The organism is Bradyrhizobium sp. CER78, assembly GCF_029846235.1.
GTDB lineage: Bacteria > Pseudomonadota > Alphaproteobacteria > Rhizobiales > Xanthobacteraceae > Bradyrhizobium.
On the sequence record NZ_JARVWP010000001.1, the window covers coordinates 159,257 to 180,629 of the forward strand.

General features: G+C 64.9%; 19 protein-coding genes. 7 read left to right on the forward strand and 12 right to left on the reverse strand.

What is annotated here, in order from left to right:
• Nucleotides 1–6 precede the first annotated feature (6 nt).
• From QDT69_RS00665 to QDT69_RS00675, 3 genes are read right to left on the reverse strand one after another with little or no spacing between them, the layout of a single operon-like run.
• Nucleotides 7–2,244 carry an acyl-CoA dehydrogenase gene (locus QDT69_RS00665; protein WP_279704754.1) on the reverse strand — a complete coding sequence of 746 codons (2,238 nt, stop codon included), beginning with the start codon at nucleotides 2,242–2,244 and terminating at the stop codon, nucleotides 7–9.
• Nucleotides 2,245–2,253: 9 nt separating this feature from the next.
• Nucleotides 2,254–3,063 (reverse strand): enoyl-CoA hydratase-related protein, encoded by an 810-nt coding sequence (locus tag QDT69_RS00670; RefSeq protein ID WP_244482432.1) that lies wholly within the window; start codon nucleotides 3,061–3,063, stop codon nucleotides 2,254–2,256.
• Nucleotides 3,064–3,120: 57 nt separating this feature from the next.
• Complete coding sequence (locus QDT69_RS00675) at nucleotides 3,121–3,987, reverse strand: GntR family transcriptional regulator (RefSeq protein WP_279704755.1); 867 nt, start codon at nucleotides 3,985–3,987, stop codon at nucleotides 3,121–3,123.
• Between the two features lie 81 nt (nucleotides 3,988–4,068).
• On the opposite strand from QDT69_RS00675, the gene QDT69_RS00680 reads away from it, so the two are divergent.
• Both QDT69_RS00680 and QDT69_RS00685 read left to right on the forward strand, forming a co-directional pair.
• Nucleotides 4,069–5,208 carry an acyl-CoA dehydrogenase family protein gene (locus QDT69_RS00680; protein WP_279704756.1) on the forward strand — a complete coding sequence of 380 codons (1,140 nt, stop codon included), beginning with the start codon at nucleotides 4,069–4,071 and terminating at the stop codon, nucleotides 5,206–5,208.
• A gap of 52 nt (nucleotides 5,209–5,260) precedes the next feature.
• Nucleotides 5,261–6,460 carry an ABC transporter substrate-binding protein gene (locus QDT69_RS00685; protein WP_279705166.1) on the forward strand — a complete coding sequence of 400 codons (1,200 nt, stop codon included), beginning with the start codon at nucleotides 5,261–5,263 and terminating at the stop codon, nucleotides 6,458–6,460.
• Between the two features lie 45 nt (nucleotides 6,461–6,505).
• Here QDT69_RS00685 and hutU read toward each other — a convergent pair whose 3' ends face one another.
• From hutU to hutI, 3 genes are read right to left on the reverse strand one after another with little or no spacing between them, the layout of a single operon-like run.
• Complete coding sequence (gene hutU / locus QDT69_RS00690) at nucleotides 6,506–8,176, reverse strand: urocanate hydratase (protein ID WP_279704757.1); 1,671 nt, start codon at nucleotides 8,174–8,176, stop codon at nucleotides 6,506–6,508.
• Nucleotides 8,177–8,194: 18 nt separating this feature from the next.
• On the reverse strand, nucleotides 8,195–9,754 hold the full coding sequence (gene hutH, locus QDT69_RS00695) for a histidine ammonia-lyase (protein ID WP_279704758.1): 1,560 nt from the start codon (nucleotides 9,752–9,754) through the stop codon (nucleotides 8,195–8,197).
• Nucleotides 9,751–10,965 (reverse strand): imidazolonepropionase, encoded by a 1,215-nt coding sequence (gene hutI, locus QDT69_RS00700; RefSeq protein ID WP_279704759.1) that lies wholly within the window; start codon nucleotides 10,963–10,965, stop codon nucleotides 9,751–9,753. The genes hutH and hutI overlap by 4 nt, the downstream gene beginning before the upstream one ends.
• An 85-nt stretch (nucleotides 10,966–11,050) precedes the next feature.
• Between hutI and QDT69_RS00705 the strand changes: the two genes are divergently transcribed.
• The 5 genes from QDT69_RS00705 (at nucleotide 11,051) to QDT69_RS00725 (ending at nucleotide 15,784) form a co-directional block, all read left to right on the forward strand.
• Nucleotides 11,051–12,409 carry a formimidoylglutamate deiminase gene (locus tag QDT69_RS00705; protein WP_279704760.1) on the forward strand — a complete coding sequence of 453 codons (1,359 nt, stop codon included), beginning with the start codon at nucleotides 11,051–11,053 and terminating at the stop codon, nucleotides 12,407–12,409.
• Complete coding sequence (gene hutC, locus QDT69_RS00710) at nucleotides 12,406–13,149, forward strand: histidine utilization repressor (RefSeq protein WP_279704762.1); 744 nt, start codon at nucleotides 12,406–12,408, stop codon at nucleotides 13,147–13,149. Before QDT69_RS00705 ends, hutC begins: the two co-directional genes overlap by 4 nt.
• Before the next feature lie 135 nt (nucleotides 13,150–13,284).
• The gene (locus QDT69_RS00715) at nucleotides 13,285–14,229 is read left to right on the forward strand and encodes an ABC transporter substrate-binding protein (RefSeq protein ID WP_279704763.1); all 945 of its coding nucleotides are present in this window, start codon (nucleotides 13,285–13,287) and stop codon (nucleotides 14,227–14,229) included.
• Nucleotides 14,229–15,002 carry an ABC transporter permease gene (locus QDT69_RS00720; RefSeq protein ID WP_279704764.1) on the forward strand — a complete coding sequence of 258 codons (774 nt, stop codon included), beginning with the start codon at nucleotides 14,229–14,231 and terminating at the stop codon, nucleotides 15,000–15,002. The genes QDT69_RS00715 and QDT69_RS00720 overlap by 1 nt, the downstream gene beginning before the upstream one ends.
• Complete coding sequence (locus tag QDT69_RS00725; protein WP_279704765.1) at nucleotides 14,999–15,784, forward strand: ABC transporter ATP-binding protein; 786 nt, start codon at nucleotides 14,999–15,001, stop codon at nucleotides 15,782–15,784. The genes QDT69_RS00720 and QDT69_RS00725 overlap by 4 nt, the downstream gene beginning before the upstream one ends.
• Nucleotides 15,785–15,787: 3 nt before the next feature.
• Here QDT69_RS00725 and QDT69_RS00730 read toward each other — a convergent pair whose 3' ends face one another.
• From QDT69_RS00730 to urtB, 6 genes are all read right to left on the reverse strand, one after another.
• Nucleotides 15,788–16,141, reverse strand: a complete 354-nt coding sequence (locus QDT69_RS00730) for a zinc ribbon domain-containing protein (RefSeq protein WP_024579728.1) — start codon at nucleotides 16,139–16,141, stop codon at nucleotides 15,788–15,790.
• Between the two features lie 87 nt (nucleotides 16,142–16,228).
• Nucleotides 16,229–17,458: a formamidase gene (fmdA, locus tag QDT69_RS00735; RefSeq protein ID WP_279704766.1), complete on the reverse strand. Its 1,230-nt coding sequence runs from the start codon at nucleotides 17,456–17,458 to the stop codon at nucleotides 16,229–16,231.
• A gap of 89 nt (nucleotides 17,459–17,547) precedes the next feature.
• On the reverse strand, nucleotides 17,548–18,237 hold the full coding sequence (gene urtE, locus QDT69_RS00740; protein ID WP_166294056.1) for an urea ABC transporter ATP-binding subunit UrtE: 690 nt from the start codon (nucleotides 18,235–18,237) through the stop codon (nucleotides 17,548–17,550).
• Nucleotides 18,238–18,495: 258 nt separating this feature from the next.
• The gene (gene urtD, locus QDT69_RS00745) at nucleotides 18,496–19,251 is read right to left on the reverse strand and encodes an urea ABC transporter ATP-binding protein UrtD (RefSeq protein ID WP_024579726.1); all 756 of its coding nucleotides are present in this window, start codon (nucleotides 19,249–19,251) and stop codon (nucleotides 18,496–18,498) included.
• Between the two features lie 12 nt (nucleotides 19,252–19,263).
• On the reverse strand, nucleotides 19,264–20,397 hold the full coding sequence (urtC, locus tag QDT69_RS00750; protein WP_279704767.1) for an urea ABC transporter permease subunit UrtC: 1,134 nt from the start codon (nucleotides 20,395–20,397) through the stop codon (nucleotides 19,264–19,266).
• Between the two features lie 17 nt (nucleotides 20,398–20,414).
• Nucleotides 20,415–21,341 carry an urea ABC transporter permease subunit UrtB gene (gene urtB, locus QDT69_RS00755; RefSeq protein WP_050421883.1) on the reverse strand — a complete coding sequence of 309 codons (927 nt, stop codon included), beginning with the start codon at nucleotides 21,339–21,341 and terminating at the stop codon, nucleotides 20,415–20,417.
• Between the last annotated feature and the right edge of the window lie 32 nt (nucleotides 21,342–21,373).

The following is a 21,373-nucleotide window of genomic DNA, read 5'->3' on the forward strand; positions in this document are numbered from 1 at the left end:
TCTCTCCTATCTCGGCAGCCCGAGCGCGCGTTGCGCGATCAGGCTGCGCTGAATCTCGTTGGTCCCGATGCTGATGACCCACATCAGCGAATGCCGCAGGTTTTGCTCGAAGCGTCCGTTGTCGATCGCGCCCGGCATCTGCTCCGACAGCGCGGCGCGCATCCCGAGAATGTCGAGCGCGGCCTCGCCGAAGCGTTCCATCAGCTCGCCGGAAAACACCTTGCTGATCGCGCCATACTCGGGCGGCGTCGCGCCATCGGCGGCAAGCTCGGCACAATGCATCATCAGGAGACGGCCGATCTCGATCTCCGATGCCAGGGTCGCCATCCTGTCGCGGACGATCGGGTCATCGGCGAGAGACTGATCACCTTGCTTCGCCATCACGTGCGAGCGCAGTTGCTCGAAGGCGTGTGCGACCTTCAGGACGATCCCGCCGCCAACCAGCCCTCGCTCGAAGGCCAGCGCGCCGGTCAGCACCTTCCAGCCGCCATTGACCTCGCCGACCAGGTTCTCGGCGGGAATGCGGACGTCGTCGTAGAAGATATTGGCGAACGTGCCGTCATACATCGTGGCGGACGGCCGGATCGTGATGCCCGGCGCATCCATCGGCACGATGAACATGCTGATGCCGGCGTGCGACGGCTTCGCGTCCTTGTCGGTGCGCGCGGCGAGGAACATGTATTTGCCCCACCAGGTGGTGGTCCAGATCTTCTGGCCGTTGATCACCCAGTGATCGCCGTCCCTGACGGCACTGGTGCGCAGCGCCGCGAGGTCCGAGCCCGCTTGCGGCTCGCTGTAGCCCATGCCGTGCATGGCTTCGCCGCGCAGGATCTCCGGAAGATATTTTCGCTGCTGCTCTGCCGTGCCGAACATCATCAGCGCGTTGGCCTGGATCGCAGCGCCGATCCGCGGCGCCTCGCCTTGCTCCATCGTCTCCATGAACGCGATCTGCTCCAGCGGAGAGCGGGACTGGCCGCCGAACTGCTCCGGCCAGCCGAGGCCGATCCACCCGGTCTCGCCGATATCACGGGCGAAGCCGGCATCGAATTCGCGCTTGGCGAATGGCCTCTGGTCGAACGCCTGCTTCGTGTCTCCGGTCCAGTTCTGCGCGAGCCAGAGCCGGACCTGCTCTCGAAACGCATTCCCGGCGGACCCGAGGTCGTATTGCGGCAGCCCGGCGCCGCCGGCATCCAGCAGCCGCGCGGCCAACCTGCGTTTTGCATCCGACGCACCGCCGAGCGCGATGGTGTCAAGGTGTACGCGCTTGAAGTGGATCGGCGCTTCGTGCTCCTCGGCATAGCCGATCGCCCCGAACGTATGCTGGATCTCCAGCGAAACCTGGCGCAGCGCATGACTGGAGAACGCCGATGCGCAACCGGCGAAATAGCGCCAGTCGGCGTCGCCGCGGTCATGTAGTCTGGCGGCATGCGCGAGGATCAGCCTGACGCCTTCGAGCGCGATCAGGCAGTTGGCGAGCTTGTGCTGGATCGCCTGGAACTTGCCGATCGGTTGCCCGAACTGGTGCCGTTCCTTCGCGTAGTCAACGGCAAGTTCAAACGCACGCCGCGCCGCGCCGTGAGCGCGCGCGGTCAACATCGCCCTACCCTTGATGCGGAGATCATCGAGATCGATCGTGCCTACGGGAATACGTGTGAGCGGTGCTGCGTTCAGCCGGACCTCATAGAGCCCCCACGCCCCCATCGCGCGCGACGCGACGCATTCGATACCGGGACCGCCGAGATCGATCAGCGCAAGATGGACGCGATCGAGCGCGACCAGAAGGTGCGTCGCGCTCCTCGCAGCCTCGACAAAGCGAAGTACGCCTGTTGCCGCGAAGTCGGTGACCTCAACCGAGCCCTTGCCGACATCGGGATCCAGAGCGCCGAACGAGAAGGCGACGATCGCCTTCCCGGAGTGCAACCGCTCAACGAGATCCGCCACGACGTCGACCTGCGATCCGGCGACCGCAAGGTTGGCGAGCGCCGCCGACCACATCGGCGCCGGGCAGCCGGCCCGGCCAAGCTCCGCCATGACGACAAGAATCTCGGCGAGGCCGCCTTCGCCACCATCAGCACCGAGCGCGGCAACGCCCTGCCCGACCAGCTTACGCCAGATCGCCGACACCTCGTCCGGCGAGGACGCCGCGGTTGCGCCACGCGGACGCCAATGCTCGTCGAGGAATCCGCGCAAGGAGTCGCGCAGCATTCCCGTGACGTCGTCACTCGACAATTCGGTCGCCGCCATGAGCCCGGCCTATGCCTGGCCGAACCTCGGCTTGCGCTTCTCCTTGAACGACATGGTCGCCTCCTTGTGGTCGGCCGTCTCGAACGTCACCTGCTCCAGCGCCATCGAGGCCTCCAGCAGCATGTTGACCCGCTCCTTGACGATCTGGTTGATCGACAGCTTGGTCCAGCGAATGGCCCAGGTCGGACCGTTGGCGAGCTCGACCGCGATCGCGCGGGCCTTGGCCAGCACCTCCGCGCGCGGCGCGACATGGTTGACCAGCCCGATCCGCTCCGCCTCGTTGCCCTTCAGCAGCGTGCCACGGATCAGGAATTCCTTGGCCTTGTTGATGCCGATCAAGAGCGGCCAGATCACCGTGCCGCCATCGCCCGCGACCAGGCCGACGCGCGAGACATGGGTGTCGCCGATCCGCGCATCTTCGGCCATCACGGTGATGTCACAGAGCAGCGCGTGGGTCGCCGCAAGGCCGATGGCGTCGCCGTTGATCGCCGCGATGATCGGCTTGTCGAGCTCGAGCTGGCGGGTGACGCCGCGCCGGCTGATCATGGGATCGTGCACCTCGCCCTCTTCCAGCACATCGCCGCCCGGCCGCTCCGACATCGCCTTCACGTCGCCACCGACACTGAAGAAGTCTCCGGCGCCGGTCAGCACCACCGCATTGACGGCGTGATCGTCGGCGAGATCGTCCCAGATCGTCCGCAACTCGCGAATCAGCTTCTGATTGATCGCATTGCGCGCCTGCGGGCGGTTCAAGGTCACGGTCGCGACCTTGTCCGCGACCTCGACCGTCAGACATTCATACTTGGCGTAATTGGACACGTTTGCCTCCATTGTCATTGCTGTTTTGAGTGTTGATTTGTCTGCGAGATCTGCGCGCTACCGGCGCATTCCCGGCTGTACGTCCGCCAACGCGACATGCAGCGACATCGCACCCGGATCCTGTTCCAGCATCCGCTGCACGGATTCCAGGTGCGACCGCAGCAGCCGGCTTGCCAGCTCCACATTTCGCTCACTGAGCGCCGCCAGGAATTGCCGCCGCTTCTCCGCCAGCCGCGCCATCGCGACCCCGCTCGAGGCGACCTTGGCGTAGACGAAGCGCATGTGGATCTCGGTGACCGAGTCCACGATCATCGCAATCACCTTGTTGCCGGTCGAGGCCGCGAGCAGCTTGTAGAACTCGCGCGAGCATTCGACCCGGTCGAGCAGCCGCCCCTCCTTGGTCGCGAGCTCCGTCCGCTCGATATTGGCTTCCAGCGCATCGAGGTCGGCCCGGCGCGCATTCGCGCAGGCGAGCTGCACCACGAGGTCGAGCACGTGAACGCGCGCCTCCGACAATTCCCGCACGGAAATCGTCCCAAGGCTCAGCATGTCGCGCATAACCTCGTTCATGCGGCGGGTGTCGCCCTGCTGGATGAAGGCGCCACCCTTGACGCCCTTCTGCAATCGCAGCACGCCGGCCATCTCCAGGCTGCGCAACGCCTCGCGCAGCACATTGCGGCTGACGCCGAGCTGCTGCGCGAGTTCGCGCTCGGCCGGCAATTTGTCGCCGGGCTTCAGCACGCCGAGCGCCAGTTGCTCGCGAATCCGCTCGCAGATTTCCTCGAACGTCCGCCGGGTGTGGATCGGCTTGAACGTCGGCGCGGCGGCGGCGCCGGCCGCCCGGTGATCGGTGGCCCGCTCCCGCCGGTTCGGCGAGGCGGTGCGGGAGCGCTGCGACGCGCGAGGGCTTGACTTGGTGCTCATGCGGTGAATTATTAAATGGATCACCCATTCAATGGAAGCCCCTTTTTGGCTTCCGGCAAAATAAAACAGACGGGAGTCCGCATGAGTTTTTCCGAGGAGCAGGTCGCGTTCCGCGACAACGTGCGCAGGATGGTCGCGAGGCATGTGGCGCCGATCGCCGCCGAGATCGACGAAACCGACCGCTTCCCGCTCGAGCTGGTCAAGCTGTTCGGCGAGATGGGGCTGATGCAGCTCTGGGTGCCGGAGCGCTATGGCGGCCCGAACGGCAACCTGACGATGGCCTGCATCGCGCGCGAGGAGATCTCGAAGGTCTCGCCCGCCTGCGCATCGATCGCGGCGCTCAACACCATGTTCATCATGCCGCTGCTGCATTTCGGCTCGGAAGAGCAGCGCCAGAAATACTTGCCGATCATCGCCCAGGGCGGCGTGGTCACAGCGATCGCGATCTCGGAGCCGCAAGCCGGCTCCGACGTCGCCGCGCTCAACACCCGCGCCCGGAAAGACGGCGACAGCTATATCCTCAACGGCCGCAAGCAATGGTGCAGCTACGGTGTCGTCGCCGACTACATCGTGGTGATGGCGCGAACCAGTGACGGCGCCGGCGCGGATGGCATCAGCGCCTTCATCGTCGAGCCGAAGACCATGCCGGGCATCACGTTCGGCCGCCATGAGCGCAAGATGGGCTTTCGCGGCGCCCCCAATACCCCGATCTTCTTCGACAATGTGCGGGTCCCGGCGGAAAACCTCGTCGGCGAGGAAGGCAAGGGTTTTCGCGCGTCGATGCGCGCGCTCGACCTCAACCGCCCGACCATCGGCGCGCAGTCCGTCGGCCTCGCGCAAGGCGCGCTCGATGCCTGCATCGCCTACGCCAAGGAGCGCAAGCAGTTCAAGCAGCCGATCGCCGAGTTCCAGGGCGTGCAGTTCATGCTCGCCGACATGGCCATGCAGATCGAGGCGGCCCGCGCCCTGGTCTATGAATGTGCGCGCGCCGGCGATGCGGGCGACTGGAAGCGGCTCAACGTGCTTGCCAGCATGGCGAAATGCGTCGGCAGCGACATGGCGATGAAGGTCACGACCGACGCGGTGCAGATCTTCGGTGGCTATGGCTACACCATGGACTACCCGGTCGAGCGCATGATGCGCGACGCCAAGCTGACCCAGATTTTCGAAGGCACCAACCAGATCCAGCGCGTGGTGATCGCCCGCGAGCTGCTGCGCTAGGGCAGATTTCAACAAGAAACGAATTACAGGGAGAACGACCTTGAACCACCTCATCGACCGGGCGTTGGCGGCCGTCGCGCTGTCGGCCCTGCTGGCGGCGCCCGCCTACGCGCAGAAAGCCTATGGTCCCGGCGTCAGCGATACCGAGATCAAGCTCGGCCAGTCGACGCCGCTCAGCGGCCCGGCCTCTGCCTTCGGCGCGGGCGCCGGGCGCGCCGTGGTCGGCTATTTCGAGATGCTGAACGCGAAAGGCGGCATCAACGGCCGCAAGATCAACTTCACCCAGCTCGACAACGCCTACAGCGCGCCGAAGGCCGTCGAGCAGTCCCGCAAGCTGATCGAGGACGTCGGCGTCCTGGCCGAAGTCGGCACGATCGGCACCGCGCCGAACGTCGCTATCCAGAAATATCTCAACGCCAAGCAGGTGCCGCAGCTCTTCATCACCGCCGGCGGACGCCGCTTCAACGATCCCAAAACCTTTCCGTGGACGATCCCGCTCTATCCGGACTTCGAGACCGAGGGCCGCGTTGTCGCCAAGTACATCCTGACCGCGAAGCCCGACGCCAGGATCGGCGTGCTCTATCAGAATGACGACTACGGCAAGGACTATCTCAAGGGTCTGCGCGCCGGTCTCGGCCCGAAGGCCGAGCTGATCGTCGCCCAGGCCTCCTATGAGCTCGCCGACCCGACGATCGACTCGCAGATCGTGCAGCTGAAGGCCGCCGGCGTTGACACGCTGGTCGAGCAGTCGTCGTCCAAGGCCGCCGCGCAATCGATCCGCAAGGTGTTCGAGCTCGGCTGGAAGCCGCTGCACGTGATCGGCGGCTCGACGGCATCGGTCGAAACCATCCTGAAGCCGGCAGGCCTCGAAGCATCGAAGGGGCTGGTCACCACGCAATTCCTCAAGCAACCGGGCGACCCGGCCTGGGCCAATGACGATGAGGTCAAGGCCTACAAGGAGTTTCTCAAGACGTACGCACCTTCAGCCAATCCGGACGACTACTCCGTGCTCGTTGCCTACATGAACGTGCACGCCCTGGAGCTGGCGCTACGCAAATGCGGCGACGACCTGACCCGCGAGAACCTGATCAAACAGGCGACCTCGCTGAGCGGCGAGCGGCTGCCGATGATGCTGCCGGGCGTCTCGATCGGCACCCGGCCCGGCGACTACACGCCGTTCCGAACCTTGCGGATCGCGACGTTCGACGGCGAAAGCTGGTCGCTGACCGGCGAACCGCTGTCGGCCGACTAGGCCGGTTGGCAAGAACCGTCTTCTGTGGCTCTCGCCAACGTCACCTCACGCGCGCAAGCTCGGCAGATCGAGCCCATTGGCACGGGCGCATTCGATCGCGGTCTCATAGCCGGCGTCGGCGTGGCGCATGACGCCGGTCGCAGGATCGTTCCACAGCACGCGTTCGAGCCGGCGCGCCGCCTCCGGCGTGCCGTCCGCGACGATCACCATGCCGGCGTGCTGCGAATAGCCGATGCCGACGCCGCCGCCGTGATGCAGCGACACCCAGGTGGCGCCGCTCGCACAGTTGAGCAGCGCGTTGAGCAACGGCCAATCGGACACCGCATCGGAGCCGTCCCGCATCGCCTCGGTCTCGCGGTTCGGGCTCGCCACCGAGCCGCTGTCGAGATGATCGCGGCCGATCACGATCGGCGCCTTGAGCTCGCCCCGCGCCACCATCTCGTTGAAGGCAAGGCCGAGCCGATGGCGGTCGCCGAGACCGACCCAGCAGATCCGCGCCGGCAGCCCCTGAAACTTGATGCGCGCCTTCGCCATGTCGAGCCAATTGTGCAGGTGGCCATCGTTCGGCATCAGCTCCTTGACCTTGGCATCGGTCTTGAAGATGTCCTCCGGATCGCCCGATAGCGCCGCCCAGCGGAACGGGCCCACGCCGCGGCAAAACAGCGGACGGATATAGGCCGGAACGAAGCCCGGAAAATCGAACGCCTGCTTCAGGCCCATGTCCTTGGCCATCTGGCGGATGTTGTTGCCGTAGTCGAGCGTCGGGATTCCCTGCGCGTGGAAATCCAGCATGGCCTGGACGTGATCGACCATCGAGGTCTTGGCCGCGGTCTCGACCGCCTTCGGATCGGCGGCGCGCCGTGTTTCCCAGTCGACGAGCGTCCACCCCCTCGGCAAATAGCCGTTGATCGGATCATGCGCGCTGGTCTGGTCGGTGACGATATCAGGCCGCACGCCGCGGCGCACCAGCTCGGGAAAGATCTCAGCCGCATTGCCGAGCAGGCCGACCGATACAGGCTTCCCGCTCTTGGTCGCGTCGGCAATGATCGCCAGCGCGTCATCGAGCGTCGTCGCCTGACGGTCGAGATAGCCCGTGCGCAGCCGCATCTCGATGCGGCTCGGCTGGCACTCGACGGCAAGCATCGAGGCGCCGGCCATGGTCGCGGCCAGCGGCTGCGCGCCGCCCATGCCGCCGAGGCCGGCCGTGAGAATCCATTTGCCGGCGAGGCTGCCGCCATAGTGCCGGCGGCCGACCTCAACGAACGTCTCGTAGGTCCCCTGCACGATGCCCTGGCTGCCGATATAGATCCAGGAGCCCGCCGTCATCTGGCCGAACATCATCAAGCCCTGGCGGTCGAGCTCGTTGAAATGATCGAGGGTCGCCCAATGCGGCACCAGGTTCGAGTTCGCGATCAGGACGCGCGGCGCGTCCGCATGGGTGCGGAACACGCCGACCGGCTTGCCGGACTGAACCAGCAGCGTCTGGTCGCCTTCCAGCTTGCGCAACGAAGCGGCGATCCGGTCAAAACTTTCCCAGTCGCGCGCCGCACGCCCGATGCCGCCATAGACCACGAGCTCGCTCGGACGCTCGGCGACATCGGGATCCAGATTGTTCATCAGCATGCGCAGCGGCGCCTCCGTAAGCCAGCTCTTCGCGCTGATGTCGCTGCCTCGGGGTGCACGGATGATACGTTCGTTGTCCAGTCGGCGGTTCATGACGGATGTCCCTGTCGGCTAAGCAAGTTTTGGAAACGGATCAGTCGGAAGGGCTGCGATCGCGGCGGCGGGTAACGCGTCGGCTTCGATCAGCCTCGCCGCCCGCGCGAGATCGTCGGCCATGTAGCGGTCGGCGGCGAGCGCCGGAACATGCTCGCGCAACGCGGCAATCACCGCTGCAAGCGGCGCGCTGGTCGCATGTGGTGCGCGCAGCGTGATGCCCTGCGCTGCGACCAGGAGCTCTATGCCGAGGATGGCGGCGAGGTTATCGGCCATGTCGGACAGCCGTCGCGCGGCATGCGCGGCCATCGAGACGTGATCCTCCTGGTTGGCGCTGGTCGGCGTGGAATCGATCGAGCACGGCATCGCGCGCTGCTTGTTCTCGGCATAGAGCGCAGCCGCCGTGACCTCGGCGATCATGAACCCGGAATTGATGCCGGGGTCGGGCGTCAGGAACGGCGGCAAGCCGAAATTCAAGGCGGGATCGACGAGGGTCGCGATCCGTCGCTCGCTGGTCGCGCCGATCTCCGAGAGCGCCAGCGCGATCTGATCGGCGGCGAACGCGACCGGCTCGGCGTGGAAGTTGCCGCCGGACACGATCTCGCCGGTCTCGACCAGCACCAGCGGGTTATCGGTGACGGCATTGGCCTCAATGGTCAGCCCGCGCGCGGCCTGCGCGAGCAGGTCGAGCACGGCGCCCGCGACCTGCGGCTGGCAGCGCAGGCAATAAGGGTCCTGCACGCGCTCGTCGCCTTCGAGATGCGACTGCCTGATATCGCTGCCGTCAAGCAGTGCCATCAAGGTCGCGGCCGCCGCAATCTGTCCGTCATGGCCGCGCAAGGCCTGTATCTCCGGACGGAACGGCACCGTGGAAGCCATCGCCGCGTCGACCGAAAGCGCACCGGTCACCAGTGCGGAACACGCCAGCCGATGCGCGCGGAGCAGGCCGGAAATCGCATAGGCGGTCGAAAACTGCGTGCCGTTGATCAGCGCGAGCCCCTCCTTGGGACCGAGCGTCAACGGCGCGAGGCCGGCAGCCGCCAGCGCTTCGCCGCCCGGCACGATCTTGCCATCAAGCAATGCCTGCCCTTCCCCGATCATGACCGCGGTCATATGCGCGAGCGGCGCAAGATCGCCGGAGGCACCGACCGAGCCCTGCTGCGGCACGAGCGGACAGACACCGCGCGCCAGCATGCCCTGCAACTGCTCGATCACGTCGCGCCGCACGCCGGACGCGCCGCGCCCGAGCGAGATCACTTTCAACGCCATCATCAGGCGCACGATCGGCTCCGGCGTGGCCGGGCCGACCCCGCAGCAATGCGACAGGATGAGGTTGCGTTGAAGCAGCGCCGTCTGGTCGGGCGCGATGCGCGTCGATGCCAGCTTCCCGAAACCGGTATTGATGCCGTAGGCAGGAATGTCAGTCTGTGCCGCCTTCGCCACGATCGCCGCAGCAGCCTCGACCCGCGGCCAGAATGATGGATCGAGCTCGATCGTCGCTCCGGCGAGCACTCGCGCCAGCACGTCGAGGCCGACAGAGCCGGGCGTGACGATATCAGGCGCGTTGGAAGCGCTCATTGTCCCCTCCACACCCGGCGGTGCAGCGGATTGAAGCCGATCCGGTAAACCAGTTCGGCGGGGCGCTCGATGTCCCAGATCGCTAGATCGCACCATTTGCCGGCCTCGAGTGTCCCGGTCTCCTCGAGCATGCCGAGCGCGCGGGCGCCCTCACGCGTCACGCCAGTAAGGCATTCGTCGACCGTCATCCGGAACAGCGTTGCGCCCATGTTCATCGTGAGCAACAGCGAGGTCAGCGGCGAGCTGCCGGGATTGCAGTCGGTCGCGAGCGCCATGTGTACGCCGTGCTTGCGGAACAGCTCGACCGGCGGCTTCTGCGTTTCGCGAATGAAATAGAACGCGCCGGGCAGCAACACGGCCACCGTTCCCGCCTTCGCCATTTCAGCGGCACCGGCTTCATCGGTATGTTCAAGATGATCGGCCGACAGCGCAGAGAATTTTGCGGCGAGCGCCGCGCCGCCAAGATTCGACAACTGATCGGCATGCAGCTTGACCGGCAGTCCAAGCGCGCGCGCCGCCGCGAAGACCCGCGCCGTCTGCTCGCCCGAGAATGCGATGCCCTCCATGAAGGCATCGACGGCATCGGCGAGGCCGGCCTTGGCCACAGCCGGAAGCATCTCGTTGCAGACCAGATCGATATAGCGGTCCTTGTCGCCATTGGCCTCTGGCGGCAGCGCATGGGCACCGAGAAACGACGTGCGGACCGCGACCTGGCGCAGGCGGCCGAGGCTGCGTGCCGCCGCAAGCTGCCGCATCTCGGTCTCGACATCGAGTCCATAGCCGGATTTGATCTCGACGGTGGTGGCGCCCTCGCCGATCAGCGCGTCGAGCCGCGGCCGCGCGGCGGCAACGAGGTCAGCCTCGGTCGCCTTGCGCGTGGCCGCAACGGTGGAGACGATGCCGCCGCCTGCGCGCGCGATCTCCTCATAGCTCGCGCCCTTCAGGCGAAGCTCGAACTCGTGTGCGCGATTGCCGCCGAAGACCAGATGGGTGTGGCAATCGACCAGCCCGGGCGTGATCCAGCGGCCAGCGCAATCGATCCGTTCGACGGCGTCCGCATCCACAGGAAAATCCGCGTGCGAGCCTGCATAGACGATGCGGCCGTCGCGCGCCGCGATCAAGCCCTGCTCGACTTCGCCGAGACCGGCGCGATCGCCGCGCATCGTGGCGAGCCGGACGTTGTACCAGATGCGGTCGAAGCGCTCTGCCATGCGATCGTCCCCTCGAGGTGGGATGCTTGACTTATATGTCTAGACATATAATCGTGTCCGGGTTCTGTCCAGCCGGCATGGAAAAATGACCCGACTGCATTTCGCATTCGCGCTGCTGCCCTCGGGCTGGGCCAATGACGTGCGGGTCGAGCTCACCGGCGGCGCGATTGCGTCGGTGACGGCAGGCGTTGCGCCCGCCGCCGGCGATGAACGTCACCAATTGGCGGTTCCGGGACTGGCGAGCCTGCACAGCCACGCGTTCCAGCGCGGCATGGCCGGCCTTGCCGAACTGCGTGGCGATACGACCGACACGTTCTGGACCTGGCGCGAGACGATGTATCGCTTCGCGCTGACCATGACGCCGGACGACGTCGCCGCGGTTGCGACGCTGCTTTATGTCGAGATGCTCGAGCGCGGCTTTACCCGCGTCGGCGAGTTTCACTATCTGCATCATGATCGCGACGGCTCGCCTTACGGCAATCCGGCCGAGATGGCCGTGCGCATTGCGGAGGCAGCTGAAGCCTCCGGCATCGGACTCACGCTGCTGCCGAGCTTTTATGCCCATGGCACCTTCGGCGGCGCGGCGCCGCACGCCGGGCAGCGTCGCTTCATCTGCACGGTCGATCAGTTCGCCGCGCTGATGGCAGCCTCGCGCGAGGCGATCCGAACACTCCCCGGCGCCAATATCGGCATCGCCCCGCACAGTCTCCGCGCAGTGGCGCCAGATGAGCTTGCGGCAATCATCCCGCTTGCCGGGGTCGATCCGATCCATATCCACGCCGCCGAACAGGTGCGCGAGGTGGAAGATTGCCTCGCCTGGTCGGGCCAGCGGCCGGTGCAATGGCTGCTCGAACACGCGCCCGTCGACCGGCGCTGGTGCCTCATTCACGCAACTCACATGACGGAGCAGGAAGTCGCGGCACTCGCCGGCAGCGGAGCAGTTGCCGGCCTCTGCCCCGTCACCGAAGCAAGCCTCGGCGACGGCATCTTTTCCGCGCGCGAGTTCCTGGGAGCAGGCGGCCGGTTCGGCATCGGAACCGATTCCAACGTGCTGGTCGGCGTCGCCGACGAGCTCCGTCAACTCGAATACGGTCAGCGGCTCAAGCACCGCGAACGCAACGTGCTCTCGGGGCGCCCGGGTGCATCGACCGGCCGCGCCTTGTTCGATCATGCGTTGGCCGGCGGCGCGCAGGCTCTGGCACAAACCAAGGTTGGGCTGATGCCTGGCGCACGCGCCGACATCGTCACGCTCGACACCGCGCATCCATCCCTGGCGGGACGGTCGGGCGATGCGGTTCTCGACGGCTGGCTGTTTGCTACCGGCACCGACGCGATCGATTGCGTGTGGGCCGGCGGCGACAAACTGGTCGCGGGTGGACGGCACCGGCTGCGCGACAAGGCGCGGGAGCGGTTCAATGCCAGCGTCCGGAGGCTCGTCGCATGAGCCTCGCTTCCGATCGCGCCAAGCCGCGCGCAGCCGAAAAGCCGACGCTCTACAAGCGGATCAGGCTCGATATCGAGACGCGGATCCTGACCGGCGAATGGCCGCCGGGCCACCGCATCCCGTTCGAGCACCAGCTGATGTCACGCTATCGCTGCTCGCGCATGACCGTGAACAAGGCGCTGTCGGAACTGGCGCAGGCCGACCTGATCGAGCGGCGACGGCGGGCCGGCTCATTCGTGCGCCGTCCGCAGCATATGTCCGCGGTGCTCAAGATCGCCGACATCAGGGCCGAGATCACCGCGCTCGGCCGCGCTTACGGCTATCAGCTGATCGATTGCCGGCGGCGCACCGCGACATCGGCCGATCGCGCCCGGCTCGGCGTGAGCACGGCCGGCAAGGTGATCGCGATCGCCTGCCGCCACAGCGCGGACGATGTGCCGTTTGCCGTCGAGGACAGGCTGATCGATCTCTCGACCGTTCCGGAGGCCGCAACCGCGGATTTTGCGCGCGAACCGCCGGGATCATGGCTGCTGCATCACGTGCCATGGACCGAGGCTGAACATACGATCAGCGCCGTTGTCGCTGATGATCGCACGGCGAAGGCGCTCGACATCGCAATCGGCGCGCCCTGCCTCGTGATCGATCGCTACACCTGGCGCAGTGCGCGCACGGTGACCGCGGTGCGGCTGCATTATCCGGGCGAGACGCACCGCCTGGTGGCGCGCTTCAAGGGAGGTTGAGGATGTCTTGCGCGGCATAATTCATGCAATGCATCATAGGCCAGCATCCACCAACGTTCTTGATGCGGCAATCCGCCGCGACTGACGTGAAAGCAATCAACAGGGTTCAATCCATCGTTCAAGGGGTCAACAATCATGCGTTCCTTCAAGCTATTGCCCGCAATGGTCGCGTTGCTCGCGTCCACCGCCGCGTTCGCGGATGACATCAAGGTCGGCGTCGGCATCTCCGGATGGACCGGCTTCGCGCCGCTGACGCTCGCGAAGGAGGCCGGCATCTTCAAGAAGAACGGCCTCGACGTGACCTTGAAGAAGATCCCGCAGAAGGACCGGCATCTCGCGATCGCCTCGGGCGATATTCAATGCGCGGCGACCACGGTCGAGACCTGGATCTCCTGGAACGCCAATGGCGTTGCGACCAAGCAGATCTTCCAGCTCGACAAGAGCTATGGCGCCGACGGCATGGCCGTGCGCAACGACGTCGCCGCGATCAAGGACCTCAAGGGCAAGACGGTCGCGGCGTCGGCGCCGGGCACTTCGCCCTATTTCGCGCTGGCCTGGATGCTGAAGAAGAACGGCCTCTCGGTGAAGGACGTCACCGTGGTCAATCTGGAGCCCGCCGCCGCGGCGCAGGCCTTCGTCTCCGGCCAGAACGATGCCGCGATGACCTACGAGCCCTATCTGTCGACGGTGCGCGCCGCCCCCGACAAGGGCAAGATCATCGCCACCACGCTCGACTATCCGATCGTGATGGACACGTTCGGCTGCACCCCTAAATTCCTCACCGACAATCCGACGGCGGCGCAGGCGTTGGCCAACAGCTATTTCGAGGCGCTCGACATGATCGCCAAGGATCAGGCCAAGGCCTACGAGATCATGGGCGCTGACGTGAAGCAGTCCGGCGAGCAGTTCGGCAATTCGGCCAAGTACCTGCGCTGGCAGGACAAGGCAGCCAACCAGAAATTCTTCGCCGGTGACTTCCTCAGCTTCAACAAGGATGCTGCGGAGCTGCTGCTCGAGGTCGGCATCATCAAGGCCGCGCCGAAGGTCGAGGACATCTACGACGCAAGCTTCATCAAGTAATGCGTCCTCTCGAGCCCACCACATCGAAGCAGCGCGTGGCCTATGGCCTCGTGTTCTTCGCGCTGTTCGTCGCCCTGTGGTCCTGGGCGACGTTCGGCGGCCATGTGTCGAAGACATTCCTCGCCAACCCTTTGACCATGGTGCAGGAAGGCTATGAGTTGCTCGCCAAGCAGGGATTCCTGTTCGACATCGGAATGACGATCTGGCGCGTCATCGGCGGCTTTGCTCTTGCCGCCGTCATCGCGGTGCCGATCGGCGTGCTGATGGGAGCCTACAAGCCGGTCGAAGCCTTTCTTGAACCCTTCGTGTCCTTTGCGCGCTATCTGCCGGCGTCCGCCTTCATCCCGCTGCTGATCCTGTGGGCGGGCATCGGCGAGCTGCAGAAGCTGCTGGTGATCTTCATCGGTGCGGTGTTCCAGATCATCCTGATGGTCGCCGTCACCGTCGGCGCCACGCGGCGGGACCTGGTCGAGGCCGCCTACACGCTCGGCGCCTGCGACAGCGGCATCATCCGCCGCGTGCTGCTGCCCTCCGCCGCGCCCGAGATCGCAGAGATCCTCCGCCTGGTGCTGGGCTGGGCCTGGACCTACGTCATCGTCGCCGAGCTGATCGGCTCATCGTCAGGCATCGGGCACATGATCACCGACAGCCAGGCGCTGCTCAACACCGGCCAGATCATCTTCGGCATCATCGTGATCGGGCTGATCGGCCTGATCTCCGATTTCCTGTTCAAGGCGTTCAACGCCTGGCTGTTCCCGTGGAAGCTCGCATGACCCTGCTTCGGATCGATCAGGTCTCGCGGACCTTCCCGGCCCGCGCCGGCAACGCGCCGACGAGAGCACTCGAGCCGACCACGCTCGACGTCGGCGACAACGACTTCGTCACCATCCTCGGCCCCTCCGGCTGCGGAAAGTCGACTTTGCTCCGGATCATCGCAGGACTCGACCGGCCGACCAGCGGACGGGTCACGCTCGACGGCCGCAAGGTCACCGGCCCCGGCGCCGACCGCGGCATGGTGTTTCAGTCCTACACCCTGTTTCCCTGGCTGACGGTGCGCGAGAACATCGCCTTCGGGCTGCGCGAGCGCGGCGTGCCGGAGAAGAAGCGCCACGAGATCGCCGATGCCTTCATTCGCCGTGTCGGCCTGTCGGGCTTCGAAAATCACTGGCCCAAGCAGCTGTCGGGCGGCATGCAGCAGCGCACTGCGATCGCCCGGGCGCTGGCCAACGATCCGAAGATCCTGCTGCTCGACGAGCCGTTCGGCGCGCTCGACAATCAGACCCGGGCCTTGATGCAGGAAATGCTGCTCGGGATCTGGGAGCGCGACCAGAAGACGGTGCTGTTCGTCACCCACGACATCGAGGAAGCGATCTTCCTCGGCAGCCGCGTCATCGTCATGAGCGCCCGTCCCGGCCGCATCAAGGCGGAGATCGCGGTCGACCTGCCGCATCCCCGCTCCTACAAGATCAAGACCACGCCTGAATTCGTCGCCCTGAAAGAGCGGCTGGTCGAGGAGATCCGCACCGAGGCCCTGAAGGTTGCCGAACAGGCCTGATGATCAGTGGCTGATCATCCAGGGGCGCGCAGTCGGAAAGCCCTTGGCGCCGCTCTTCGTCTTGGTCATCAGCCGCGCCGGCTTCTTCTTTCCAGAGGAGGAAGAGCAGCAACCGCAGCCCGGGCCGTGTGCGGCCTTGTATTGATCGAGCGTCTTCGGCGCGTGCCGGCTCTGCTCGTTGGTAGCGTGCGCCTTGCGCTTGTCCGAGGGCATGCAGAAGAACGCCGGGGCGGTCAGGATCACGCGCGGCGACGTCGTCTCGCATTGCGGACAGTCCTGCGGCAGGTCGCATTCCGCCATCGGCCGCATGTCGGTGAACGGGCCGCAGTCGTTGCAGAGATATTCGTAGATCGGCATTGTCTTGATCCTTGCGCAGTCGTGTAACATCCGGCGATGGATGCGGGGCGGCCAATACGCAGCCGTCCCGCACCCTTCGCGCAGGGATTACTTGTCTTGCGAGATCGGCATCTGGACGTCACCCTTGATGTGCTTGATCGGTCCTACCGACGACGGCATGATGTCGAAGTCGAAGATCTCCGTCGGCAGCCATAGCGTGGCGCAGGCGTTGGGCACATCGACAACGCCGGAGATGTGGCCCTGGCACGGCGCCGTGCCGAGGATCGAGTAGGCCTGGGCGCCGGAGTAGCCGAACTTCTTCAGATACTCGATCGCGTTCAAACAGGCCTGGCGATAGGCGATGTGGACGTCGAGATAGTGCTGCTTGCCGGCCTCGTCGACCGAGATACCCTCGAAGATCAGATAGTCCTTGTAGTTCGGCGTGATCGGCGACGGCTTGAACACGGGGTTCTTGATGCCGTATTTCGAGACGCCGTCCTTGATGACGTCGACCTTGATGTGCAGCCAACCGGCCATTTCGATGGCACCGCAGAAGGTGATCTCGCCGTCGCCCTGGCTGAAATGCAAATCGCCCATCGAGAGACCACCGCCAGGCACATAGACCGGGAAATAGATCTTCGAGCCGCGCGACAGATCCTTGATGTCGCAATTGCCGCCGTGCTCGCGCGGCGGCACGGTGCGGGCGCCTTCGAGGCCGATCTTGGCCTTGACGTCGCCCTTGGCCTGGCCGGCATGCGCGGTCGGCGCGAACGGCGGATTGGCGAGGCCCGGCACACGGGTCGGATTGGTCGCAATCAGCTCGGCCTCGCGCGCATTCCACGCCGCCAGCATCTTGGCATCGGGCAGACAGCCGATCAGGCCGGGATGGATCAGGCCGGCGAAGTTGACGCCGGGCACGTGGCGCGACGAGGTGTAGAGGCCCTTGATGTCCCAGATCGACTTCTGCGCCAGCGGGAAGTGATCGGTGAGGAAGCCGCCGCCATTCTGCTTGGAGAAGAAGCCGTTGAAGCCCCACAGGCTCTCCTTCAGCGGACCGACGTCGAGCAGGTCGACGACCAGGAGGTCACCCGGCTCGGCGCCCTTGACGCCGATCGGGCCGGACAGGAAGTGCACGATCGACAGATCGATGTCGCGCACGTCGTCGGCCGAGTCATTGTTCTTGATGAAGCCGCCGGTCCAGTCGACCGTCTCGATGATGAAGTCGTCGCCGGGACTGACCCACTCGACGATCGGAACTTCGGGATGCCAGCGGTTGTGGATCTTGTCGTTTTCATAAGCCGACTTGCTGAGATCGACCTTGATCAGTGTATCTGGCATCGCATTGCTCCCCTTGGTTTACTAGGTTGAAAGTTGAACGTGATCTTGTCGGAAAACCGCTTCACACTTTTCCGGATCACGCTCTGTAGTTACACAGACAGATATTTCGAGATCTGCGCGGCATCGACGCTGTCGCGCGGATCGTCGCGGACGATCTCGCCGTTCTCGATGACCAGCACGCGGTCGGCGATGTCGAGCGCGAAGCTCAGCACCTGCTCGGAGACGACGATCGACAGCCCCCGCTCGTCGCGGATCCGCTTCAAAGTGCGCGCCATGTCCTTGATGATCGACGGCTGGATGCCTTCGGTCGGCTCGTCCAGCAACAGCACCTTCGGCTTGGTCGCGAGCGCGCGGGCGATCGCGAGCTGCTGCTGCTGCCCGCCCGAGAGATTGCCGCCGCGGCGGCCCTTCATCTCGAGCAGCACCGGGAACAGCTCGTAGATATCGCCGGGCACCTCGGAGCCGCCTGAGACGACGAGCCCGGTCTCGATGTTCTCCTTGACCGTCATGGTGGAGAAGATCATGCGGCCCTGCGGCACATAGGCGAGGCCCTTTGCAACCCGCTCGTAGCTCTTCATTGCACCGAGCTCGGTGCCGTCCATGGTCACCTTGCCGCTCTTGGCCGGCAGGATACCCATCAGCGACTTCATCAGCGTGGTCTTGCCCATGCCGTTGCGGCCCATGATCGCGACGATCTCGTTGGGCGCGACCGAGACGTTGAGGCCGTGCAGCACCTCGCTCTGGCCATAGGCGACGTGAAGATCATTGATTGCCAGCATGTGCGTCCTCTATTGCCGAATCGTTTACTTCACCTCTCCCCAACGGGGAGAGGTCGAATTGCGCAGCAATTCGGGTGAGGGGGTTCGGTCCCACGAGAGAGCAGAACCCCTCACCCGGATCGCATCTGACGATGCGACATAGCCGAAGCGTTGCTTCGGCGTCGCTAAGTACGGCCGCCATAGGCGGCCTATGCCTCTCCCACAAGGGGAGAGGTGAACCGAGTGTGCGGCTGCCGCTCGCAGCGTTGCGATCATCGATCAGTGCCCCAGATAGACTTCGATCACCTTGGGATCGTTCTTGACGTGCTCCATCGTTCCCTCGGACAGGATCTGCCCCTGGTGCAGCACGGTGACCTTGTGCGCGATGTCTTCGACGAACTTCATGTCGTGCTCGATCACCAGCACCGAACGGTCCTTGATGATGCGGTTGAGCAGCTCGGCGGTCTTGGCGCGCTCGGAGACGCTCATGCCGGCGACCGGCTCGTCCAGCATCAAGAGGTCCGGATCCTGGATCAGCAGCATGCCGATCTCGAGCCACTGCTTCTGGCCATGGCTGAGCTGGTCGGCATAGGTGTTGAGCCGGTCCTTCAGGAAGATCATTTCGGCGACCTCCTCGACCCGCTGCTTGACGGTGTCGTCACGCTGGAAGGTCAGCGAGCCGAACACGGTGCGGCCGCGCGGAAAGGAAATCTCGAGGTTCTCGAACACGGTGAGGTCCTCGAACACCGACGGCGTCTGGAACTTGCGGCCAACACCGGCCTGTACGATCTCGTTCTCGCGCAGCTTGGTCAGCTCCTGGCCGCGGAACTGGATCGAGCCGGACGTGGCGCGGGTCTTGCCGCAGATCAGGTCAAGCACCGTGGTCTTGCCGGCGCCGTTCGGGCCGATGATGACGCGGATCTCGTTCTCCTCGACATAGAAGGAGAGATCATTGACCGCCTTGAAGCCGTCAAAGGACACGGTGAGGCCGGAAACCGCGAGCAGGAAGTCTTTTGGCTGATGGCCGACGAGCATGATGGTCCCTCCTTACTCGGCCGGTGCGCCGTCGGCGATCATGCCGGCCACCGATTTCGATTTGCGTGACGACAACAGGCGATCGATGCGGGGCTGGACGTGGTCCGCCCAGATGCCGGAGAGCCCGTTCGGGAACGCGAGCACCACCGCGATGAACAGCGCGCCGAGGCCGAACAGCCAGAGCTGCGGGAAGGATTCCGAGAGGCTGGTCTTGGCGAAGTTGACGAGGAGCGCGCCCCAGACTGCGCCGAAGATCGACATCCGGCCGCCGACCGCGGTGTAGATCACCATCTCGATCGACGGCACGATGCCGACGAAGGACGGCGACATGAAGCCGACTTCGAGCGTGAACATGGCGCCGCCGATCGCGGCGAACACCGCCGCGGCACAGAACGCGAAGATCTTGAAATTGGCGACGCTGTAACCGGAGAAGCGCACACGATCCTCCTGCTCCCGCATCGCCACCAGGATGCGCCCGAGTTTTGTCAGCCGGATGAATTGCGCGGCGACGATGCATCCGAACAGCAGCACAACCTCGACGAAATACAGAATGAACTTGGCGTGATCGGTGCGGATGTCCCAGCCGTGCAGCGTGCGCAAGTCGGTAATGCCGTTGATGCCGCCGGTGTAGCCCTGCTGCCCCACGATCAGGATGGTGAGGATCGCGGCGATCGCTTGCGTGATGATCGCAAAGTACACGCCGCCGACCCGGCGCTTGAACATCGCGGCGCCGATGATCAGCGCGAAGAACGCGGGAACCAGCAGGATCGCGAGCAGCGTGATCGGGAAACTGTGGAACGGTTTCCAGAAGAAGGGAAGCGCGGTGAGCTGGTTCCAGTCCATGAAGTCGGGGATTCCCGGCGTCGACTGGATCTTGGTGTTCGCGACCGATGACGCCTCGAGCTTGAGGTACATCGCCATGCAGTAGCCGCCGAGGCCGAAGAACACGCCCTGCCCCAGACTCAGGATGCCGCCATAGCCCCAGCACAGCACGAGGCCGATGCCGACGAAGGCGTAGGTCAGATATTTGGCGACCAGGTTGAGGCGGAAGATATCCAGCGACAGCGGCAGGATGACAATCAGCAGCACCGCGAGCGCAAGGAAGCCGAGCAGTTCGGAGCGATTGAAAAAGCGCGAGTTGATCATGACCAGCCTGCTTGTTCTTATTTGCGGACCTTGAGCGCGAAGAGCCCCTGCGGACGCACCATCAGGATCGCGACGATGGTGAGCAGCGTGATCACCTTGGCCATCGATCCCGACAGGAAGAACTCCAGCGTCGACTGGGTCTGCGAGATCGAGAAGGCGGAGGCGATGGTGCCGAACAGCGAGGCGGCGCCGCCGAACACGACGACCAGGAAGGTGTCGACAATATAGAGCTGGCCGGCGGTCGGCCCGGTCGAGCCGATCATGGTGAAGGCCGAGCCCGCAATGCCGGCGATGCCACAGCCGAGGCCGAAGGTGTAGCGGTCGACCTTCTCGGTGTTGATGCCGACGGCGCCCGCCATCACGCGGTTCTGCACCACGGCCCGCACCTGCTTGCCCCAGCTCGACCAGAACAGGATGTAGAACACGACGATCGTGATCAGGATCGTCAACCCCATCACGAACATGCCGTTGATCGGGATCTGGATCGAGTCGGTCGCCTGCCAGGAGCCCATCATCCATTCCGGCAGTTCGACGCCGACCTCGCGCGCGCCGAAGATCGAGCGATAGGCCTGCTGCAGGATCAGGCTGAGGCCCCAGGTCGCGAGCAGCGTGTCGAGCGGACGTTTGTAGAGATGGCGGATCAGCGCCCATTCGACCAGCATGCCGAGCGCGCCGGAGGCGATGAACGCCAGGATCATCGCGATGAAGAAGTAACCGGGGAACAGCCATGGCGCTGTGTGCTGCACGGCGTTCGACGTCATCCAGGTGACGTAGGCACCCAGGATCATGAACTCGCCATGGGCCATGTTGATGACGCCCATCTGGCCGAAGATGATGGCGAGCCCGAGCGCCATCAGCACGTAGACGGAGAACAGGATGAGCCCGGCAAATCCCTGCATCGCGAGGATGGCGCCGAGATCGCTGATCGAATAGTCGCCGAACATCTATCGTCCTCCAGTCTAAGGGCATGCACCGC